The organism is Streptomyces sp. NPDC055955 (genome assembly GCF_042270245.1).
Taxonomy (GTDB): Bacteria; Actinomycetota; Actinomycetes; order Streptomycetales; family Streptomycetaceae; genus Streptomyces.
Map to the genome: position 1 here is coordinate 41479 of NZ_JBHJYS010000003.1, position 18700 is coordinate 60178.

The following is an 18700-nucleotide window of genomic DNA, read 5'->3' on the forward strand; positions in this document are numbered from 1 at the left end:
ACCGGGAGTGCGCGTCACGAGCCGGCCCGCAGGTACGGCGGCCCCCCGGCCCCACGCGTCCCGCGCCCCTCGGGGCGCGACCGCAGGCGCACAGCGTACGACACACGTCACAGACCGCGTACGGTCCTTGCCGCATTGGGAGTTGGGGTGATCGGCCGGACGCGGAACAGCCCCCGGCGCGGCACCGGGGGCTGTCTCAAGGGTCTGGACTACGGCAGGTTGCGCGCCATGACGATGCGCTGGACCTGGTTCGTGCCCTCGTAGATCTGCGTGATCTTCGCGTCGCGCATCATGCGCTCGACCGGGTAGTCGCGGGTGTAGCCGTAGCCGCCGAGGAGCTGGACGGCGTCCGTGGTGACCTCCATGGCGACGTCCGAGGCGAAGCACTTGGCCGCGGCGCCCTGGAAGGTGAGGTCCGCGTCGCCTCGCTCCGACTTGGCCGCGGCCTGGTAGGTCAGGGCGCGGGCGGCCTCGATCTTCATGGCCATGTCGGCGAGCATGAACTGGATGCCCTGGAAGTCGGCGATCGGCTTGCCGAACTGCTTGCGCTCCTGGACGTAGCCCTTGGCGTAGTCGAGGGCTCCCTGGGCGATGCCGAGGGCCTGGGCGGCGATGGTGACGCGGGTGTGGTCCAGGGTCTTCATCGCCGTGGCGAAGCCGGTGCCCTCTTCGCCGATCATGCGGTCCGCGGGGATGCGAACGTTGTCGAGGTAGACCTCGCGCGTCGGGGAGCCCTTGATGCCGAGCTTCCTCTCCGGGGCACCGAAGGAGACGCCCTCGTCGGACTTCTCGACGACGAAGGCGGAGATGCCCTTCGAGCGCTTGGTCGGGTCGGTGACGGCCATGACCGTGTAGTACTCGGAGACGCCGGCGTTGGTGATCCAGCGCTTCACCCCGTTGAGAACCCAGAAGTCGCCGTCACGGACCGCGCGCGTCTTCATGCCCGCCGCGTCCGAACCCGCGTCCGGCTCGGAGAGGCAGTACGAGAACATGCCCTCGCCCTTGGCGAGCGGCGTCATGTACTTCTTCTTCAGCTCCTCGGAGCCGGAGAGGATGACGGGCAGCGAGCCCAGTTTGTTCACGGCCGGGATGAGGGAGGAGCTGGCGCAGACGCGGGCCACCTCCTCGATCACGATGACGGTCGCGAGGGCGTCGGCCCCGGCGCCGCCGTAGGACTCCGGTACGTGCACCGCCTGGAGGTCGTTGGCGACAAGTGCGTCGAGTGCCTCCTGCGGGAAACGCGCCTCCTCGTCCACCGCCGCGGCGAACGGCGCGATCTTGGCCTCGCACAGAGCCCGTACGGACTCGCGGAGCATGTCGTGCTCTTCGGCCGGACGGTACAGGTCGAATTCGGGCGAACCTGCCAAGGTGACTCACGCTCCAAGGACGCTAATTACCGTTAAGTAACCCAAATTTTATGCCTCTGCCCACCTGAGGGATACGTGAGCTACGCGACAGGGCAAACGTGCCCGGTGAGGGGCCGTGCCACGCCCGACTATGCTCGGGGCCGCACTGCAGCCGTACACCTCTGGAGCTCTCATGGCCTTGAAGATCACCGTGATCGGCACCGGCTACCTCGGCGCCACGCACGCCGCCGCCATGGCCGAACTCGGCTTCGAGGTGCTCGGTCTCGATGTCGTGCCCGAGAAGATCGAGATGCTCACGCGGGGCGAGGTCCCGATGTACGAGCCCGGTCTCGAGGAACTGCTGCGCAAGCACGTGGCCGGGATCGAGGGATCGACGGGCCGGCTGCGCTTCACCATGGACTGGGCCGAGGCCGGCGACTTCGGTGACGTGCACTTCGTGTGCGTGAACACTCCGCAGAAGCACGGCGAGTACGCCTGTGACATGTCGTACGTCGACGCCGCCTTCGCGTCCCTCGCCCCGCACCTGAAGGCGGGCGCGCTGGTCGTCGGCAAGTCGACGGTCCCGGTGGGCTCCGCCGCCCGGCTGGCCGCGCTCCTGCCGGAGGGCGCCGAGCTGGCGTGGAACCCGGAGTTCCTGCGCGAGGGTTTCGCGGTGGGCGACACCCTGCACCCGGACCGCATCGTGGTCGGCGTGGGCAGCGAGCGCGCCGAGAAGACCCTGCGCGAGGTGTACGCGACGCCGGTCGGCCAGGGCTCGCCGTTCGTGGTGACGGACTACCCGACGGCCGAGCTGGTGAAGACCGCGGCCAACTCGTTCCTGGCGACGAAGATCTCCTTCATCAACGCGATGGCCGAGGTGTGCGAGGCCGCGGGCGGCGACGTGGCGAAGCTGGCGGAGGCCCTCGGCTACGACGAGCGGATCGGCAACAAGTACCTCCGGGCCGGGATCGGCTTCGGCGGCGGCTGTCTGCCCAAGGACATCCGGGCGTTCATGGCGCGCGCCGGTGAGCTGGGCGCCGACCAGGCGCTGACGTTCCTGCGCGAGATCGACTCCATCAACATGCGGCGCCGCGGCCAGATGGTCGAGATGACCCGCGAGGCACTCGGCGGCGGCTCGTTCCTGGGCAAGCGGGTCGCGGTGCTCGGCGCCACGTTCAAGCCGGACTCCGACGACGTACGGGACTCCCCCGCGCTGAACGTGGCAGGCCAGATCCACCTCCAGGGCGGCCAGGTCACGGTCTACGACCCGAAGGGCATGGACAACGCGCGGCGCCTGTTCCCCACCCTCGGCTACGCGGAGTCCGCCGAGGCGGCCGTGCGGGGCGCGGACGTGGTGCTGCACCTGACGGAGTGGCGCGAGTTCCGCGAGCTGGACCCGGCGGCGCTCGGGGAGCTGGCCGGCACGCGGCTGATCCTCGACGGGCGCAACGCGCTGGACCCGACGCTGTGGCGCACGGCGGGCTGGACGTACCGGGCGATGGGCCGCCCGGCCGCCTGAGCCGCTATTTCGCGCGGTAGCGGCGCATCTTCGCGCGCGCTCCGCACACCGCCATCGAACACCAGCGACCGCGGCCCGCCGGGCTGCGGTCGTAGTACACCCAGTGGCAGTCGGGGGCCTCGCAGGCCTTCAGGCGGGGCCAGGTGCCGTCCGCGTGCGCCTGGGCGATCGACGCCGCGACGCGCGAGACGAGCGCGCGCGGGTCCGCCGGCGCGAGAGCGGCCGAGCCGTCCGCCGTGTCGACGGTCACGAGCAGCGGGGCCTCGGCGAGCAGCCGGTGCAGGGGTGTCACCGAGCGGTGGGGGGCGTGTCCGCCGTGTGCGAGACAGGCGACACGCAGTGATTCGCGCAGTTCGCGCGCCGCTTCCGCCTCCTCCTGGGTGAGGCCGAGCGCCTCGCGCCCCTTCTCCGTGTCGAGTGCGTCGGCGCCCGTCTCGAGGTCGAGGGTGTTCACCAGGTCCTGGATGAGGGCCAGCCCCCCGGGTGCGGGCACGCGGTCGTTCATGGTTGCGACGTTACCTCCATTGCGGCAGCATGCAGTAACGCGGTTACCTCATGAAGGCTCTTACAGGTAACCCCTACGTCGAGGAGATGTCATGGCTCTCGCCACTTTGGGTGTCGTCGTCCTGGATTGTCCCGAACCGCGCGCGCTCGCCGATTTCTACGCGGCGGTGCTCGGCGGGAAAGTGACGAGCGACGACGGCACATGGGTCGACCTGGAGGTGCCGAGCGGCCGGCCGCTCGCGTTCCAGGCGGCCCCCGACTTCGTGCGGCCGGCCTGGCCCGCGCCCGACCGGCCGCAGCAGTTCCACCTGGACCTCACGGTCGAGGACCTCGACACGGCGGAGAAGGGCGTACTGGCCCTGGGCGCGAAGGTCCTCGACGCGGAGGACCGCTCGCGCACCTGGCGGGTCTACGCGGACCCGGCAGGGCACCCGTTCTGCCTGTGCGCCTGCTGAGTCCGCTCCCCGCCCGCCCGTCAGGTGTCGAGGAGTTCGATCCTCGCCGTCGACGGCGGGCGGCACAGCGCGGCTGCCCGCGCGGCGAACTCCGTCTCGCGCAGCACACGCTGGACGTTGCCCCACGTGAGCTGCGCCAGATCGGACTCCGGCCAGCCGCGTTCGAGCAGTTCCGCGATGAGGTGCGGGTAGCGCGAGACGTCGCCGAGGCCGTCCGGGTGCACGGCTCCGGTGTCGTACGCGCCGCAGAGGCCGACGGGCTCCGGGCCCGCCACTCGTCTCACATGGTCGAGATGGTCGGCCACCTGGTGGGCGGCGCGTTCGGGCGACACCGGGCCGCGCAAACCTCCGGAGCGGCATCACTCCGGAGGTTTCTGCAGGTCGCCCGGCCGTCAGGCGTGACCGCCCGGCCGTCGGTCCCGACCGCCCGGCCGTCGGGACCGGTCGCTCAGCCGTCGAGCTGGTCGAGCGTCGCGTTGGACGGGCCGCGCCGCGTCTGCTCGTCGCGGGCCACGTCCTCCGCCGCGCCGAGGACCCGTACCGCGTTCTGCCAGGTCAGCTTGGCGAGGTCCGTGTCCGACCAGCCGCGGTCGACGAGCTCCGCGATCAGGTTCGGGTAGCCCGAGACGTCACCGAGACCGTCCGGCAGGAACGCCGTGCCGTCGTAGTCGCCGCCGATGCCGATGTGGTCGACGCCGGCAACCTCGCGCATGTGGTCGAGGTGGTCGGCGACCGTGGAGACGGTGGCGACCGGGCGCGGGTGCGCCTCCTCGAACGCGCGGTGGAGCTTCATGGCCTCCGGCGACGTGTCCAGGTGGTGGAAGCCGCTGGCGCGCAGGTTGTCGTCCGCGGCGGCCGTCCAGTCGACGGCGGCCTGGAGGACGAACTTCGGCACGAACGTGGCCATCGCGACGCCACCGTTCGCGGGCAGCCGCTCCAGGACGTCGTCCGGGATGTTGCGCGGGTGGTCGCACACGGCGCGCGAGGACGAGTGGGAGAAGATCACCGGCGCGACCGACGTGTCGAGCGCGGCCCGCATCGTGGTCGCCGCCACGTGCGAGAGGTCGACGAGCATGCCGGTCCGGTTCATCTCCCGTACGACCTCGTGGCCGAAGGGCGAGAGTCCGCCGACGCCCGGCTCGTCCGTCGCCGAGTCCGCCCACGCGATGTTGTCGTTGTGCGTGAGCGTCATGTAACGCACGCCCAGGGTGTGCAGCGCGCGCAGCGTGGCCAGCGAGTTGTCGATGGAGTGGCCGCCCTCGGCGCCCATGAGGGACGCGATACGGCCCTCGGTGCGGGCGGCCTCCATGTCGGCGGCCGTCAGCGCGCGGCGCAGGTCGGCGGGGTAGCGCTCGATCAGCTGCTGAACGCAGTCGATCTGCTCCAGGGTGGCGCTGACGGCCACGTCGCCGGCCATGTCCGAGCGCACGTACACGGACCAGAACTGCGCGCCGACCCCGCCGGCCCGCAGCCGGGCCAGGTCGGTGTGCAGGTGCGCGCTCTGGTCGACGGCGATGTCACGCGCGTCGATGTCGTACGCGACCTGCTCGCGCAGCGCCCACGGCAGGTCGTTGTGACCGTCGACGACGGGGAAGTCGGCGAGTATCGCGCGGGCCCGCTCCAGGGAGGTGGTCACCGCGGTCACTTCCCGAAGCCGAAGCCGGACGCGCCCTCGACCTTGGCGCGCAGCCGCTTGCCCTTCTCCGTGGCCTGGTCGTTGAGCTCCTGCTGGAACTCCCGCATGCGGCCGAGGAGTTCCTCGTCCTGGGTGGCGAGGATGCGGGCCGCGAGCAGCCCCGCGTTGCGCGCGCCGCCGACGGAGACCGTGGCGACGGGGACGCCCGCGGGCATCTGCACGATGGACAGCAGGCTGTCCATGCCGTCGAGGTACTTCAGCGGGACCGGCACACCGATGACGGGCAGCGGGGTCACGGAGGCGAGCATGCCCGGCAGATGGGCGGCTCCCCCGGCGCCCGCGATGATCGCCTTGAGGCCGCGGCCGTCGGCGTTCTCGCCGTACGCGATCATCTCGCGCGGCATGCGGTGCGCGGAGACGACATCCACCTCGTAGGGGATCTCGAACTCGTCGAGAGCCTGGGCGGCGGCCTCCATGACGGGCCAGTCGGAGTCGGAACCCATGACAATGCCAACGACAGGGGACGTGCTCATTCGGTGATCGTTCCTCTGAGGTAGCCGGCTGCGTGACGGGCGCGCTCCAGCACGTCGTCCAGGTCGTCGCCGTAGGTGTTGACGTGGCCGACCTTGCGTCCGGGCTTCACGTCCTTGCCGTACATGTGGATCTTGAGCTTCGGGTCGCGCGCCATGCAGTGCAGGTACGCGGAGTACATGTCGGGGAAGTCGCCACCGAGGACGTTGCACATGACCGTCCAGGGGGCGCGCGGGCGCGGGTCGCCGAGGGGGAGGTCGAGGACGGCGCGGACGTGGTTCGCGAACTGCGAGGTCACGGCCCCGTCCTGGGTCCAGTGGCCGGAGTTGTGCGGGCGCATCGCCAGTTCGTTGACGAGGATGCGGCCGTCACGGGTCTCGAAGAGCTCCACCGCGAGGTGCCCGACGACACCGAGCTCCTTCGCGATGCCGAGGGCCAGCTGTTCTGCGCGCAGGGCGAGGTCCTCGTCGAGGCCGGGCGCGGGCGCGATCACCGTGTCGCACACGCCGTCGACCTGCTGGGACTCGACGACGGGATAGGCCACGGCCTGGCCGTGCGGGGAGCGGACGACATTGGCCGCGAGCTCGCGTACGAAGTCGACCTTCTCCTCCGCGAGGACGGGGACGCCGGCCTTGAAGGGCTCGGCCGCGTCCTCCAAGGACCGTACGAACCACACCCCCTTCCCGTCGTAGCCGCCGCGCACCGTCTTGAGGATCACGGGGAACCCGTCACTGGCGGGATCGCCGTCCGCGACGCCCTCCGCCGCGAAGGCCGCCACGTCGGCGGGGTCCTTCACCATGCGGTGGCGCGGACAGGGAGCACCGATCTGCGTGAGTTTCGCGCGCATCACACCCTTGTCCTGGGCGTGCACCAGAGCGTCGGGTCCGGGGCGCACGGGGATGCCGTCCGCCTCCAGGGCCCGCAGGTGCTCCGTGGGCACGTGCTCGTGATCGAAGGTGATCACGTCACAGCCCCGCGCGAAGTCACGCAGCGTGTCCAGGTCGCGATAGTCGCCTATGACGACATCGCTGACCACCTGCGCCGCGGAATCCTGAGGTGTGTCACTGAGGAGCTTGAACTTGATGCCGAGCGGGATGCCCGCCTCGTGTGTCATACGAGCGAGCTGCCCCCCGCCGACCATGCCGACTACCGGGAACGTCACACCCCCAGGGTATCGGCCGTCCCACGGTGCCGGGTTTACCGGCGTCCCCAGGCGCCCGACCAGCCGCCTGGTTAGCATGACGAGGTCGATATATCGGAATCTACGGGGGCTGGGGCAAGCACGATGAACGGACCTGCCACATGGCGCGCGCGGCTCGACCAGCTCGGCCGTGAGGTCGCCAAGTTCGGTGCCGTGGGCGCGCTCGGAACCCTGGTGAACTTCGGTGTCTCGAACTTTCTGTGGCACACGACGAACCTTCAGGCCGTGCGGGCCAACATCATCGCCACGGTCATCGCCATCGCCGTCAACTACGTGGGGTTCCGCTACTTCACCTACCGTGACCGCGACAAGAGCGGCCGGACGAGGGAGCTCTCGCTCTTCCTGGCGTTCAGCGCGGTCGGCCTGGTGATCGAGAACGGCGTCCTGTACGTGGCGATCTACGGCTTCGGCTGGGAAAGCTCGCTCCAGCGCAACATCTTCAAGGTCGTCGGCATCGGCATCGCGACGCTGTTCCGCTTCTGGTCGTACCGCACGTGGGTCTTCAAGACTCTGCCCGGCCACGAGACCGTCACCCGCGCCGAGACGTTCCTGGAGACCCGGGACGGCCGGGACGGCCGGGACGGGCCGGACGGGCGCGAGGACCGCCGCTCCGACGTGCAGCGCACCCACCGCTGACCGGGCCGGGTCCGCTCACCGGCCGAAGCGACCGGCCGGTCGGCCCTGCAGCTAGCGGACCGTCTCGGGCCCGTCACCGGGCACCGGCTTCCTCAGCGGCGTACGCGACAGGAACAGCCCGAACACCGGCGGGTTCGTCTGGAGCATCTCCAGACGGCCACCGTCCGCCTCGGCCAGGTCGCGGGCGACCGCGAGGCCGATACCCGTCGAGTTGCGGCCGCTGATGGTCCGCTCGAAGATCCGCGCGCCCAGATCCCCCGGCACCCCCGGCCCCTCGTCCGTGACCTCGACGACGGCCTGGTTGCCGGTGACGCGGGTGCGCAGCGCGACGGTGCCGCCGCCGTGCATCAGCGAGTTCTCGATCAGCGCGGCAAGGACCTGGGCGACGGCGCCCGGCGTGCCCACGGCCTTCAGATGCCGCTTGCCCGAGGAGACGATGGCGCGGCCGGCGCTGCGGTAGGCCGGGCGCCACTCCTCCAGCTGCTGCTTGATGACCTCGTCCAGGTCGAAGGAGACCGCGGACCCGGTGCGCGGGTCGCGCGAGTTGGTCAGCAGCCGCTCCACGACGTCCGTGAGGCGCTCGACCTGAGCGAGCGCGATCGTCGCTTCCTCCTTCACCGTGTCCAGGTCGTCGGTGACGGTGATCTCCTCCAGGCGCATGGAGAGCGCCGTGAGGGGCGTACGGAGCTGGTGCGAGGCGTCGGCGGCCAGGCGCCGCTCGGCGGTCAGCATGCGGGCGATCCGCTCGGCGCTGGAGTCGAGGACGTCGGCGACCCGGTCCAGCTCGGCCACCCCGTAACGGCGGTGGCGGGGGCGGGGGTCGCCCGAGCCGAGGCGCTCCGCGGTGGAGGCGAGGTCGGTGAGCGGGGACGTGAGCCGGTTGGCCTGGCGTACGGCGAGCAGGACCGCGGCGATGACGGCGAGCAGCGCCACCCCGGCGATGATCAGCAGGGTGCGGCCGACCTCGCGGGTGACGGAGGAGCGCGGCTCCTCGACGGTGACCGTCTCGCCCTTCTCACCCTTGGCCGTGCCTTGGATGACCTCCCCCGCCGGGCGCTCACCGATCTCGATGGGGGCGCGCCCGGGCAGCTCGATCCTGGCGTAGCGGTCGGGGCCGACCTGGTTCCGCAGGATCGCGCCGGTGACCTGTTCGTCACCGAGGAGCCGGCTGTCGACGATGCTGACGAGCCGGACCGCCTCGGAGTCCACCCGCTCCTGGGCGCTGTTGGTGATCGTGCGGGTCTCGACGATGACGAGCGAGACCCCGAAGACAGCGATCACGACGAGCACGACGGCGAGCGTGGAGTTGATCAGACGGCGGCGCATAGCTGTACCAGTACGTCAGCTCTTCTCGAAACGGAAGCCGACGCCGCGCACCGTGGCGATGTAGCGGGGGTTGGCGGCGTCGTCGCCGAGCTTCTTGCGCAGCCAGGAGATGTGCATGTCGAGGGTCTTCGTCGAGGACCACCAGGTGGTGTCCCAGACCTCGCGCATCAGCTGGTCGCGGGTGACGACACGGCCGGCGTCGCGCACCAGGACCCGCAGCAGGTCGAACTCCTTGGCGGTGAGCTGGAGTTCCTCGTCGCCCATCCACGCGCGGTGCGACTCGACGTCGATGCGGACGCCGTGTGTGGCGGGCGGCTGCTGGGGCTCGGCGGCGCCGCGCCGCAGCAGGGCCCGTACGCGGGCGAGCAGTTCGGCGAGACGGAACGGCTTGGTGACGTAGTCGTCGGCGCCGGCGTCCAGGCCGACGACGGTGTCCACCTCGTCGGCGCGGGCGGTCAGGATGAGGATGGGCACCGTGTGCCCCTCGGCGCGCATCCGCCGGGCGACCTCGAGGCCGTCCATGCCGGGCAGCCCCAGGTCGAGTACGACGAGGTCGATGCTGCCCTGAAGTCCGGCGTCGAGCGCGGTCGGGCCGTCCTCACGCACTTCGACCTCGTAACCCTCCCTGCGCAGGGCACGGGCCAGTGGCTCCGAGATGGACGCGTCGTCCTCGGCGAGCAGTACACGGGTCATGCAGTGATGGTAGTCCGCGTCGGACCGCGGCCGGGGGGTGATCCACCAGGGCCGTGACCTGGCCGGGCGGGCCTGCGGCTGTGGGATGAGATCCTGGCGGACACCTTCGAATCCGCGTGAACGGTTCCATCAAGACCTGTGATCCATGTCTCAAGTCCTTCCATATGCCGCACTGTCGTGTCGTATGGTGAATCAACGCCTGATGCACTAAAGAAAGGCCTTTGAGCGCGCCGCGCTGCGAAGGTCTCTTTCATGTGCGAGCTGGTTACCGCCAGCATGAAGGAATGACCTGTGGGCCGGACCCCGACGCGATGACGCGTACGGGGTGTGGATCCCGGGACAGCCGTACCTGGCCTCCGCAGCGTCTTCGCGCACGGAGGCGCTCCCCTGTGGGCGTGGGGAGATGAGGACGGCAGGTCCCGGTGCCGGCCACCCCCACTGGCCGCGCGGTCACCCACGACCCGCGACCCGTACCAGCAAGGAACTTCCATGGCGACCAGCCTGACGAAGGAAGCCACCGGGGCACCCTCCGGCGGCAAGACCTTCTTCGGCCACCCTCGCGGTCTGGCCACTCTGTTCATGACCGAGATGTGGGAGCGTTTCTCCTACTACGGCATGCGCGCCCTGCTTCCGCTGTACCTGGTGGCCCCCGAGGGGCTCGGCCTCGACGCGGGCACCGCGATCGCCATCTACTCCGTCTACGTCTCGACGGTGTACCTGCTCGCCATGCCCGGCGGCTGGTTCGGCGACCGCGTGTGGGGTCCGCGCAAGACGACCGCGATCGCCGGTGCGGTGATCATGCTTGGTCACCTGCTGCTGGCCGTCCCGTCGAACGGCGTCTTCTACGTCGGTCTGCTCTTCGTGGCCGTCGGTTCGGGTCTGCTGAAGTCCAACATCTCGACGATGGTCGGCCACCTGTACAACGGCCCGGACGACCCGCGCCGTGACGGCGGCTTCACCGTCTTCTACATGGGCATCAACCTCGGCGCGTTCGCCGCGCCGCTGGTCATCGGCACCGTCGGCCAGAACGTGAACTGGCACCTCGGCTTCGCGCTCGCCGCGGTCGGCATGGCGATCGGCCTCGGCCAGTTCCTGCTCGGCACCCGCCACCTGTCGCAGACGTCGTCGGTCGTCCCGAAGCCGCTGGACGCCGCCGAGCGCGCCGCCACGCTGAAGAAGTCGATGATCTGGCTGCTCATCGCGGTCGTCTTCTACGGCATCGTCGTGGGCACCGGCACCTACACCCTGAACTGGGTGATGGTCCCGCTCATGCTGATCGGCCTGATCGTCCCGATCATGGTTCTCGGCCGCATCAAGCGCGACAAGGAACTGACGCGCACCGAGCAGTCGAAGGTCTCCGGCTACATCTGGTTCTTCGTCGCCGCCGCCGTCTTCTGGATGATCTACGACCAGGGCGGCTCGACCCTGTCGATCTTCGCCGACAGCCACGCCAACACGAGCGTCTTCGGCTGGGACTTCCCGGTCTCCTGGTTCCAGTCCGTGAACCCGGTGATCATCATGGCGCTGGCCCCGGTCGCCGCCATGATCTGGCTGGCGCTGGCCCGCAAGGGCAAGGAGCCGAGCACGGTCACCAAGTTCTCGCTGGGCCTGGTCCTCGTGGGTATCTCCTTCTTCGTCTTCCTGCTGCCGCTGACGGCCGCGGGCGACGGCAAGGTCAGCCCCTGGTGGCTCGTCCTGATCTACTTCGTCCAGACGGTCGGCGAGCTGGCGCTCTCCCCGGTCGGCCTCTCGGTGACCACCAAGATGGCCCCGGCGAAGTACGGCTCCCAGATGATGGGTGTCTGGTTCCTCGCGGTGACGGCGGGCGACGCGGTGACGGGTCTGCTCTCCACCTACGGCGCCGACCTCAACGGCTCGGGCGTCGTGGCCCTGGAGGCCGCGCTCGCGGTGATCGCGGGTGGCGCGGTGTTCATGTACCGCAAGAAGGTCAAGGAGCTCATGGGCGACGTCCGCTAGTCGCTCCGCTCTGCCAGTAGGCATCCCAAGGGCCGCCGCACCGGATTCGGTGCGGCGGCCCTTCGGCGTCCCGGGGTGTCCCGGTCAGCGCAGCCTGGCCCGCCGCTTCGGCAGGAACGTGAAGACCGCTCCGCCCAGCAGGATCACCGTGCCCGCGACCAGGCCGAGGGCACGCAGGATGCCGTCGTTCGAGGAGCCTGTCTCCGCGAGGCCGCCGGACGTGTCCGAGCCGCCCGCCGAGCCGGAGCCCGAGCCGCCTGCCGCGCCGCCCGGCTGGGCCGCCGTGTCGATCTCCAGGGAGACCTCCGTCTTCGACGGGGTGCACGTCGTCGTCGTGCCGAGGGCCTTCACCGTGAGAACACCGGGCGACAGCGTCGACTTGCCGTCGGCGCCCGGCTTGTAGGTGCCCGTCAGGTCAGGGATGTTGATGGGCGCACCGGACTTGATGGCCTCCTTGTTCGTGGGGCCGTCCACATGCACGGTGCCCTTGTCGGCGCCGCCCAGCTTCACCTCCATCGACGGCTTGACCGAGTCCGCGGGGATGTCGGCCGGGCTGTCCATGACGGACTTCTTGAACTGGACCGTGAGGCCGTAGTTCCCGCCGTCCTTCTTCGCGTTGATCTGCACCGGCGACGTGGCGTCCTTGTCGCCGATGGGCGTCTTGCACTTGTACGGGATCTGGACTTCCTTGCCGGTGAAGTCGCTCTGCCCGCCGCCGCCGCCGCTGGTGTCACCGCCGCTGGAGCCGGATGATCCGCCGGTGGGAGTGGCGCTGGCGCTGCCGGTCGGCAGACCCGTGGGGAGCCCGGTCGGAAGCCCTGTGGGCAGGCCCGTCGGGAGACCCGTCGGAAGCCCCGTGGGCAGCCCGCCCGTGGTGGCGCCGCCCCCGTCGGTGACCTTGATGGTCGCGCCGGGCTTCACGGTCTCCTTGGGCGAGCACTTGGTGTCCGTCGAGATCGGCTTGCTGACGTTGATGTTGTACTTGTCGGGCGTCAGCGTCACCTCGCCGGGCGCCGTCAGCTTGATCTTGCCCTTCATGTCGGAGAGCACCATGGGGCTGTTCTTCTTGATGGGCGGGTTGGAGCGCTCGCCCTCCACCGCCAGGTCCGCGGTCTGCGCGCCGCCCACCTTCACCGTTCCGGTCGGCTTGACCGTGTCCTTGTCGAGGTCGAGGACATCGGGGTTGTTCGAGGCGGCCTGCGTCGTCTTCCAGACGACCTCCACCTCGTCCCCCACCTTCGCCTCGGCGGGCGCCGTGATCTCCACCTTGGTCGTGCCCTCCACGGGGGGAAGGCCGGAGATCGAGGGCGGGATGCACTCGGTCTTGTACGCGACTTCGGCGGCCTGTGCCGGCGCGGCGGCGAGCAGGAGGCCCGCACCGCCCAGCATCAGGGCGACCCCTACCGCACTCACTCTCCGTTGCGTGCTCACGTGTTTCCCTTCGTCGTCGGGCTGTTGTCTGACGGTGCGGAGAGCTGACCGGCCGGTGCGCCCGGATCGGTGTCCGGGGTGAACCAGGGCAGGGCCGTGGTCGTGCGGGTGCCGGCTTCCGTGGTGGACCCGGTGCTGTCGCGCGCCGGGCCCTGAGCCCGGCGGGACGGTTCGGGCAGGCGCAGTCCCGGTACGCGCGCGGCCAGTTCGGGAAAGTGCAGCGCGCCCCGGTGCCGGCCCCCGCCGCCGGACCGCCGAGGGCGTACGCGGTCGACGACGGCCATCCCGATCCGGAACACGGCGGCCGGTACGACGACGCAGAGCAGGATCCAGAAGAGCGTCACGCCCCAGGGGCGGCCCACGCCCCACGGCTGCTCGGCGAGGACCCTGCCGCCGAACTTGAGGGAGACCAGGTAGTTGCCGTGTGCCCCCGAGGTCAGCTCGACGGGCAGCTTGATCTGCGCCTTCCTGCCGGGGGCGATCGTGCCGCGCCACTGCTGGTCCTCCCACTGCGGGGCGAACACCCCGTGGGAGGTGCCGACCTGGAAGACCGGGTCCTTGAGGGGGGCCGAGCCGACGTTGCCGACGGTGAAGACGAAGGTGCGCGACGCCGGGGCACCGAACCAGGTCAGGACGCCGCTCGAACCGTCGAGCCGGGTGTCGGTGAGGACGGACAGCTTGCCGGCGCCCGCCTGCGCGGGGAGCGCCTCGACCGGATGGCCCGCGACCTTGAGCACCGCGTCCGCCTGTGCCTTGTCACCGGTGACGGTCGCCACGTGGACGACGCACGGGCAGGGCACGGGCGGCTCGGCGACCGGGAGCTTCTTGCTGAAGGTGCCCTTGTCCCCGGTGGTGACGGCGCGGCCGTCGGCGTTGGCGCAGGAGTTCGTGCCGCCGATGACTCCTCTGCCGGGTGCGGACCGGCCGCAGATCAGCAGCATGAGCAGCGTCCTGGGACGCCAGCCCGAGCCGCTGACGGTGATCGAACCGCCCGTGCCCGCCTGGGACTTCGAGAGGGTGACGGCCGGCCCCTCGGCGGCGGAGGCGGCCTGCGGCAGGGCGACGAGGCCGAGCACGGTGACGAGGACGAACGCTGCCGCCCACAGCCGGGGCCCGCAGCGGTGGCGGCGGTTCATGACCAACTCCCTTGGATCTCTTGGCTCCCGTGGTTCCCGCTGTTCTCGCCGTTCTCGCTGTTCTCGCTGTTCTCGCCGTTCTCGCCGTTCTCGCTGTTCTCGCCGTTCTCGCCGTTCACGTCGCTCTCGCCATCGCCGCCGCTCGCATGCCGCCGTCGGCGTACGCACCACAAGGCCGCGCACCCGGCGGCGAGGATCACGGCGCACGTTCCGGCGACCGCCGCCCACGGCACGAAGCGCTTCGTCGCCGTCGCCTCGTCGTGCGCTCCGCCCCCGGCCGTGACCGTGAGCCGCACCCGGACCGAGTCGAGGGCGGGGGCGTTCCTCCAGGGCTCGCTGAGGGTGACGCGGCGGCCCGGCAGCAGCTCGACCGGCAGGGTGCGCGGGCGCCGGTCGAGCGCCCGGCCGAGCAGGCCGTCGGCACGCACGGCGAGCCTCGGGGTCAGGACGGTGTTGCCGCGGTTGACGAGGTCGTACGAGATCCGGCCGCCGGTGACCCGGACCCGCTCGACGGTGAGTGCCGAGAGGGTGGGGCCGCTGACCCGCAGATGGACGCTGACGCCGGAGTCCCGCCCGTTCGCGCTCGCCACGACGGCGCCCGGGTGGTCGCCGGGTGTGGCGTCGGCCGGGACGGTGACGGTGAAGGGCACCTCGGCGCGGGTGCGCGCCGGGATCTTCACCTCGCGCCGGGCGAAGGTGATCCACGCTCCCGTGTCGGTCGACTTCTTGCGCAGGGAGAGGGCTCCGGTGCCGGTGTTGTCGGCGTCGGCGCCGCGCAGCCGTACTGTCAGGGGGCGGCCGCCGGGGTTGGTGACGGCCACCTTGTCCTGGAGCACGGCGCCGGGCACGCCCTCCGCGTAGAAGTAGGGGCGCCCGTCCTGCGCGGGCCTGGTGCCGCCGCCGGCCGACGGCGAGACGGACCAGGCGGGCGCCGTGCCGGCCGCGGCCGCCGGGACCCCCGCCCCCGCGGTCAGCAGGACGGCGGCCCCGCACAGCGCGCGCAGGCGGGCGCGGGCCCGGGGACTGGACGGCATCGGCGGCTCCAGGTCGTCGCGTACGGATGTCGGACGGGCACGGCCGCCGAGGTCAGCGCGCCGCCTGGTTGCGCCTCGTCAGCCACAGCACGCCCGCGGCGCCCGCGAGCAGCACCGTGCCGCCGAGGGTGCCGAGGGCGATCGCGGAGTCCTCGGGTCCTGTCTGCGGCAGTTCGCCGCCGGACGGGGTGCCCTGCGAGCCGCCCGAAGTGCCGCCGCCCCCGGCCGACTTGACGTCCAGGGTCAGTGACGGCTTCGGGCTGTTCGCGGGGGTGCACGTGGTCGTGGTGCCGAGCGCCTTGATGGTGAGGACACCCGCCGTGAAGGTGACCTTGCCGCTCTTGGCCGGGGTGTAGGTGCCCGACAGGTCGCTGATCTTGATGGGGGTGTTGGCGGGGACCGCCTCCGCGTTCGGCGGTCCGGACACGGGCAGGGAGCCGGTCTCGGCGCCGCCCAGTTTGATGACGGCGCTGGGCTTCATGGCGCCCTTGCCGAGCTCGACCGGGCTGGACGAGACGCCCTTCTGGAAGGACATGGTGATCTTGTAGGCGCTGCCGCTCTTCACGCCCTTGATGTCGATCGGGGAGACCGCTCCCTTGTTCCCGATCGGCGTCTTGCACTGGTAGTTGACGTCCTGCACATCGGCCTGGGCTGCGGGGGCGGCCATCAGCACCCCGGAGCCGGCCAGGGCCGCGGCCAGCGCGAGCGCTGCCGTTCGCTTCTGGTACGTCCGGTACGACACCTCGAGTTCCCCTCACGCCGGGAGTTCCTGAGTTGCACGCGCCAAGTTACTGACGGCACATCAGATCGGGCGCTCAAGGTACGCCGGGGACCTTGCCGAGGGAAGACATAAGTGCGCGCCGGATCCGATGGGATCCGGCGCGTGCGAAGAGACGTGCGAACCCGGGGTAACCCCAGGCCCCCCAAGGGCTCCCGTCAGGCGGGTGCCCCCACTTCGGCCCACACGGTCTTGCCGGGGACGCCCGCGGTCCTGACGACCCCCCAGTCCACGCACAGGCGCTGCACGATGAACATCCCGTGCCCGCCGGGGCGGCCGGCGCGGTGCGGGGTCCTGGGCGCGGGCTGCCCGGCCCCCCGGTCGGAGACCTCGATGCGCAGCACCTTGCTGTCGCAGGAGATGCGCAGCTCCTCGGGGCCCTCGGCGTGCAGACAGGCGTTGGTGACCAGCTCGGAGACGACGAGCAGGACATCCTCGGCGGCGGCCCGCCGGTCGGCGGTGTCCGCCGGCATCCAGCCCCATGCGTGCAGCGCCTCGCGGGTGAAGTCGCGGGCCAGGGGGACGATGCCCGCCGCCCCGACGAGGTTCAGCCTGCGGCTCTGGTGCCCGGCTGCCCGACCGACGTCGACGGGGGGCAGACCTGGCGTGCCACCGGTTTCACCGGCGGCTTCCGGCTCCGGGCCGCGGTCGCCCGGCGAGTAGGGCCGGGTGGTGCCCATCAGCACTTCACCTCACCGAGACTCTTGACGTGTGATGTGTGGAAAAAATCCGCCGTGACGGCGTGGTCCGACGTGGGACCCAGCATGTCTCCTGCCCGACCGATCCGTGAGAACACCCACTTCTTCGGTGTGGCTGATGTGACGCTGGTAACGCCTCGATCACATAGAGACAACTGACGCGTAACTTCCGTGCTTCACCTGCGTACGCGCCCCGTCAGTCCTCGAGAGCCGCGTCCAGCGACTCGTGAACGGTGAAGACGGCCTCCGCGCCGGTGATCTCGAAGACCCGGGCCACCACGGGCAGCATCGCGGCCAGATGGACTCCGCCGCCGGCGGCCTCCGCCTTGAGGCGGGCGCCCAGCAGCACATTGAGCCCGGTCGAATCACAGAACTCGAGCCGTGAGCAGTCGATCACCAGCCGCGACAACCCGGAGGCGAGACAGCTCTCCAGCGGTTCTCGCAGCAGGTCGGCGGTGTGGTGATCCAGCTCACCCACCGGAGTCACGACGGCGCTGGCGCCCTCTTCCCGCACCTCGACCAGAAGCCGGCCCCGATGCGCGCTGCCGACTGTCCCGCGGTCCATGACGTCTCTCTCTTCCGAGTCTGCTCGACCGTCGTGGCTGTTCATTGACGCCCCCGAACACTACGCCTTCAGTATGCCCTCCGGTACCCGAACAACCCCTAGGAATCGGACATTTACGCACAGAACGCACTTGCGGGCGGAGCGTAAAAGCGGGTAGGCCTAGTAAGGACAGCTATCGACCACGGCCGGCTTTGGAGGCGCCGCACACCGCAGTGCACGTATTGGCATCGGCAGCCATATGCCGAGAACGATGGAGGACATCATGTCACCCCGGCTCGACGAATCGCGTACTGACCAGGCGTCGGCGTCGACACCCCCACCGGAACACGAGGCCTTCGACAACCTGGCCGGCCTGCCGGAGATCCCGCCTTTCGACGAGGTGGCTCCCCAGGACGCCCGGGCCCTGTCCAAAACGCTCTTCGAACGGCTGGAGTCCCTCGAAGAGGGCACCCACGAATACTCGTATGTCCGCAACACGCTGGTTGAACTCAATCTCGCCCTGGTGAAGTTCGCGGCGTCCCGGTTCCGCTCCCGCAGCGAGCCGATGGAGGACATCATCCAGGTCGGCACGATCGGCCTGATCAAGGCGATCGACCGCTTCGAACTGAGCCGTGGCGTCGAGTTCCCCACCTTCGCGATGCCGACCATCGTCGGCGAGATCAAGCGCTTCTTCCGTGACACGTCCTGGTCGGTCCGCGTTCCGCGGCGGCTCCAGGAGCTTCGTCTCGACCTTGCCAAGGCGGGCGACGAACTCGCCCAGCAGTTCGACCGCGCACCGACGGTGGGCGAGCTCGCCGAGCGCCTGGGCATCACGAACGACGAGGTCGTCGAAGGCATGGCCGCCTCCAACGCCTACACGGCCAGCTCCCTGGACGCTCAGCCCGAGGAGGACGACTCCGAGGGCGCGCTCGCGAACCGCATCGGGTACGAGGACCACGGGCTCGAGGGCATCGAGTACGTCGAGTCCCTGAAGCCCCTGATCGCCGAGCTCCCCTCCCGGGACCGGAAGATCCTCTCCCTGCGCTTCGTCGCCAACATGACGCAGTCGGAGATCGGCGAGGAGCTGGGCATCTCGCAGATGCACGTGTCCCGGCTGCTGTCGCGCACGCTGGTCCGCCTGCGCAAGGGCCTCACGCTCGAGGAATAGCCGTCACGCCGGAGCCACACCACACGTCGCCTCCGCGCTGCATGCGCGGAGGCGACGTGTGGTGTGGCTCGGACGACGTGTGTCGCG

18 protein-coding genes and 1 pseudogene are annotated in these 18700 nt (G+C 70.4%); 5 read left to right on the forward strand and 14 right to left on the reverse strand.

From position 1 onward, the window contains the following. Positions 1 to 209: 209 nt before the first annotated feature. Positions 210 to 1367 (reverse strand): acyl-CoA dehydrogenase, encoded by a 1158-nt coding sequence (locus ACFC96_RS06285; RefSeq protein ID WP_376610592.1) that lies wholly within the window; start codon positions 1365 to 1367, stop codon positions 210 to 212. 172 nt (positions 1368 to 1539) lie between these two features. Here ACFC96_RS06285 and ACFC96_RS06290 point away from each other — a divergent pair, with 172 nt between their 5' ends. Then, on the forward strand, positions 1540 to 2865 hold the full coding sequence (locus ACFC96_RS06290) for a UDP-glucose dehydrogenase family protein (RefSeq protein WP_376610594.1): 1326 nt from the start codon (positions 1540 to 1542) through the stop codon (positions 2863 to 2865). Between the two features lie 4 nt (positions 2866 to 2869). Here the strand turns inward: ACFC96_RS06290 and ACFC96_RS06295 are convergent, their stop codons facing one another. Further along, positions 2870 to 3370 carry a CGNR zinc finger domain-containing protein gene (locus ACFC96_RS06295; protein WP_376610596.1) on the reverse strand — a complete coding sequence of 167 codons (501 nt, stop codon included), beginning with the start codon at positions 3368 to 3370 and terminating at the stop codon, positions 2870 to 2872. A 91-nt stretch (positions 3371 to 3461) separates the two neighbouring features. Between ACFC96_RS06295 and ACFC96_RS06300 the strand changes: the two genes are divergently transcribed. Then, the gene (locus ACFC96_RS06300; protein WP_376610598.1) at positions 3462 to 3824 is read left to right on the forward strand and encodes a VOC family protein; all 363 of its coding nucleotides are present in this window, start codon (positions 3462 to 3464) and stop codon (positions 3822 to 3824) included. Between the two features lie 20 nt (positions 3825 to 3844). On the opposite strand, the pseudogene ACFC96_RS06305 reads toward ACFC96_RS06300, so the two are convergent. The 4 genes and pseudogenes from ACFC96_RS06305 to ACFC96_RS06320 all read right to left on the reverse strand — a co-directional run. Continuing rightward, positions 3845 to 4129, reverse strand: a pseudogene (locus ACFC96_RS06305) (membrane dipeptidase); the annotation flags it as partial. A 143-nt stretch (positions 4130 to 4272) separates the two neighbouring features. Then, positions 4273 to 5469: a dipeptidase gene (locus tag ACFC96_RS06310; protein ID WP_376262451.1), complete on the reverse strand. Its 1197-nt coding sequence runs from the start codon at positions 5467 to 5469 to the stop codon at positions 4273 to 4275. Beyond that, positions 5466 to 5993, reverse strand: a complete 528-nt coding sequence (gene purE, locus ACFC96_RS06315; RefSeq protein ID WP_376262448.1) for a 5-(carboxyamino)imidazole ribonucleotide mutase — start codon at positions 5991 to 5993, stop codon at positions 5466 to 5468. Before purE ends, ACFC96_RS06310 begins: the two co-directional genes overlap by 4 nt. Then, positions 5990 to 7153: a 5-(carboxyamino)imidazole ribonucleotide synthase gene (locus ACFC96_RS06320; protein ID WP_376262445.1), complete on the reverse strand. Its 1164-nt coding sequence runs from the start codon at positions 7151 to 7153 to the stop codon at positions 5990 to 5992. The genes purE and ACFC96_RS06320 overlap by 4 nt, the downstream gene beginning before the upstream one ends. A gap of 123 nt (positions 7154 to 7276) precedes the next feature. On the opposite strand from ACFC96_RS06320, the gene ACFC96_RS06325 reads away from it, so the two are divergent. After that, positions 7277 to 7828: a GtrA family protein gene (locus ACFC96_RS06325; protein WP_376610599.1), complete on the forward strand. Its 552-nt coding sequence runs from the start codon at positions 7277 to 7279 to the stop codon at positions 7826 to 7828. Positions 7829 to 7879: 51 nt separating this feature from the next. Here ACFC96_RS06325 and ACFC96_RS06330 read toward each other — a convergent pair whose 3' ends face one another. Together ACFC96_RS06330 and ACFC96_RS06335 are read right to left on the reverse strand one after the other, a co-directional pair. Continuing rightward, positions 7880 to 9154, reverse strand: coding sequence for an ATP-binding protein (locus ACFC96_RS06330; RefSeq protein ID WP_376262440.1), 1275 nt, complete (start codon positions 9152 to 9154; stop codon positions 7880 to 7882). 15 nt (positions 9155 to 9169) lie between these two features. Then, the gene (locus ACFC96_RS06335; RefSeq protein WP_116512611.1) at positions 9170 to 9847 is read right to left on the reverse strand and encodes a response regulator transcription factor; all 678 of its coding nucleotides are present in this window, start codon (positions 9845 to 9847) and stop codon (positions 9170 to 9172) included. A gap of 489 nt (positions 9848 to 10336) precedes the next feature. Here ACFC96_RS06335 and ACFC96_RS06340 point away from each other — a divergent pair, with 489 nt between their 5' ends. Continuing rightward, on the forward strand, positions 10337 to 11824 hold the full coding sequence (locus tag ACFC96_RS06340) for a peptide MFS transporter (RefSeq protein WP_376262437.1): 1488 nt from the start codon (positions 10337 to 10339) through the stop codon (positions 11822 to 11824). Positions 11825 to 11908: 84 nt separating this feature from the next. Here the strand turns inward: ACFC96_RS06340 and ACFC96_RS06345 are convergent, their stop codons facing one another. The 6 genes from ACFC96_RS06345 to ACFC96_RS06370 all read right to left on the reverse strand — a co-directional run bounded on the left by ACFC96_RS06345 (position 11909) and on the right by ACFC96_RS06370 (position 17466). Continuing rightward, a complete protein-coding gene (locus ACFC96_RS06345) occupies positions 11909 to 13237 on the reverse strand; it encodes a hypothetical protein (RefSeq protein ID WP_376610601.1) in 1329 nt (442 codons plus the stop codon). Positions 13238 to 13251: 14 nt separating this feature from the next. Continuing rightward, positions 13252 to 14391, reverse strand: coding sequence for a hypothetical protein (locus tag ACFC96_RS06350; protein ID WP_376610603.1), 1140 nt, complete (start codon positions 14389 to 14391; stop codon positions 13252 to 13254). Then, positions 14388 to 15425, reverse strand: a complete 1038-nt coding sequence (locus tag ACFC96_RS06355; protein WP_376610605.1) for a hypothetical protein — start codon at positions 15423 to 15425, stop codon at positions 14388 to 14390. Before ACFC96_RS06355 ends, ACFC96_RS06350 begins: the two co-directional genes overlap by 4 nt. A 52-nt stretch (positions 15426 to 15477) precedes the next feature. Next, positions 15478 to 16167, reverse strand: a complete 690-nt coding sequence (locus ACFC96_RS06360; protein WP_376262429.1) for an LPXTG cell wall anchor domain-containing protein — start codon at positions 16165 to 16167, stop codon at positions 15478 to 15480. Positions 16168 to 16361: 194 nt separating this feature from the next. After that, positions 16362 to 16883 carry an ATP-binding protein gene (locus ACFC96_RS06365; RefSeq protein WP_376262426.1) on the reverse strand — a complete coding sequence of 174 codons (522 nt, stop codon included), beginning with the start codon at positions 16881 to 16883 and terminating at the stop codon, positions 16362 to 16364. A 214-nt stretch (positions 16884 to 17097) separates the two neighbouring features. Next, positions 17098 to 17466, reverse strand: a complete 369-nt coding sequence (locus ACFC96_RS06370; protein WP_376262423.1) for an STAS domain-containing protein — start codon at positions 17464 to 17466, stop codon at positions 17098 to 17100. A gap of 262 nt (positions 17467 to 17728) precedes the next feature. On the opposite strand from ACFC96_RS06370, the gene ACFC96_RS06375 reads away from it, so the two are divergent. Beyond that, a complete protein-coding gene (locus ACFC96_RS06375) occupies positions 17729 to 18613 on the forward strand; it encodes an RNA polymerase sigma factor SigF (protein ID WP_376262421.1) in 885 nt (294 codons plus the stop codon). Positions 18614 to 18700 lie beyond the last annotated feature (87 nt).

Coding starts and splice junctions, on each gene's coding strand:
- ACFC96_RS06290 (WP_376610594.1), top strand. CDS start 1,540: ATGGCCTTGAAGATCACCGTGATCGGCACCGGCTACCTCGGCGCCACG.
- ACFC96_RS06295 (WP_376610596.1), bottom strand. CDS start 3,370: ATGAACGACCGCGTGCCCGCACCCGGGGGGCTGGCCCTCATCCAGGAC.
- ACFC96_RS06300 (WP_376610598.1), top strand. CDS start 3,462: ATGGCTCTCGCCACTTTGGGTGTCGTCGTCCTGGATTGTCCCGAACCG.
- purE (WP_376262448.1), bottom strand. CDS start 5,993: ATGAGCACGTCCCCTGTCGTTGGCATTGTCATGGGTTCCGACTCCGAC.
- ACFC96_RS06325 (WP_376610599.1), top strand. CDS start 7,277: ATGAACGGACCTGCCACATGGCGCGCGCGGCTCGACCAGCTCGGCCGT.
- ACFC96_RS06330 (WP_376262440.1), bottom strand. CDS start 9,154: ATGCGCCGCCGTCTGATCAACTCCACGCTCGCCGTCGTGCTCGTCGTG.
- ACFC96_RS06335 (WP_116512611.1), bottom strand. CDS start 9,847: ATGACCCGTGTACTGCTCGCCGAGGACGACGCGTCCATCTCGGAGCCA.
- ACFC96_RS06340 (WP_376262437.1), top strand. CDS start 10,337: ATGGCGACCAGCCTGACGAAGGAAGCCACCGGGGCACCCTCCGGCGGC.
- ACFC96_RS06350 (WP_376610603.1), bottom strand. CDS start 14,391: ATGAACCGCCGCCACCGCTGCGGGCCCCGGCTGTGGGCGGCAGCGTTC.
- ACFC96_RS06355 (WP_376610605.1), bottom strand. CDS start 15,425: ATGCCGTCCAGTCCCCGGGCCCGCGCCCGCCTGCGCGCGCTGTGCGGG.
- ACFC96_RS06365 (WP_376262426.1), bottom strand. CDS start 16,883: ATGGGCACCACCCGGCCCTACTCGCCGGGCGACCGCGGCCCGGAGCCG.
- ACFC96_RS06370 (WP_376262423.1), bottom strand. CDS start 17,466: ATGGACCGCGGGACAGTCGGCAGCGCGCATCGGGGCCGGCTTCTGGTC.
- ACFC96_RS06375 (WP_376262421.1), top strand. CDS start 17,729: ATGTCACCCCGGCTCGACGAATCGCGTACTGACCAGGCGTCGGCGTCG.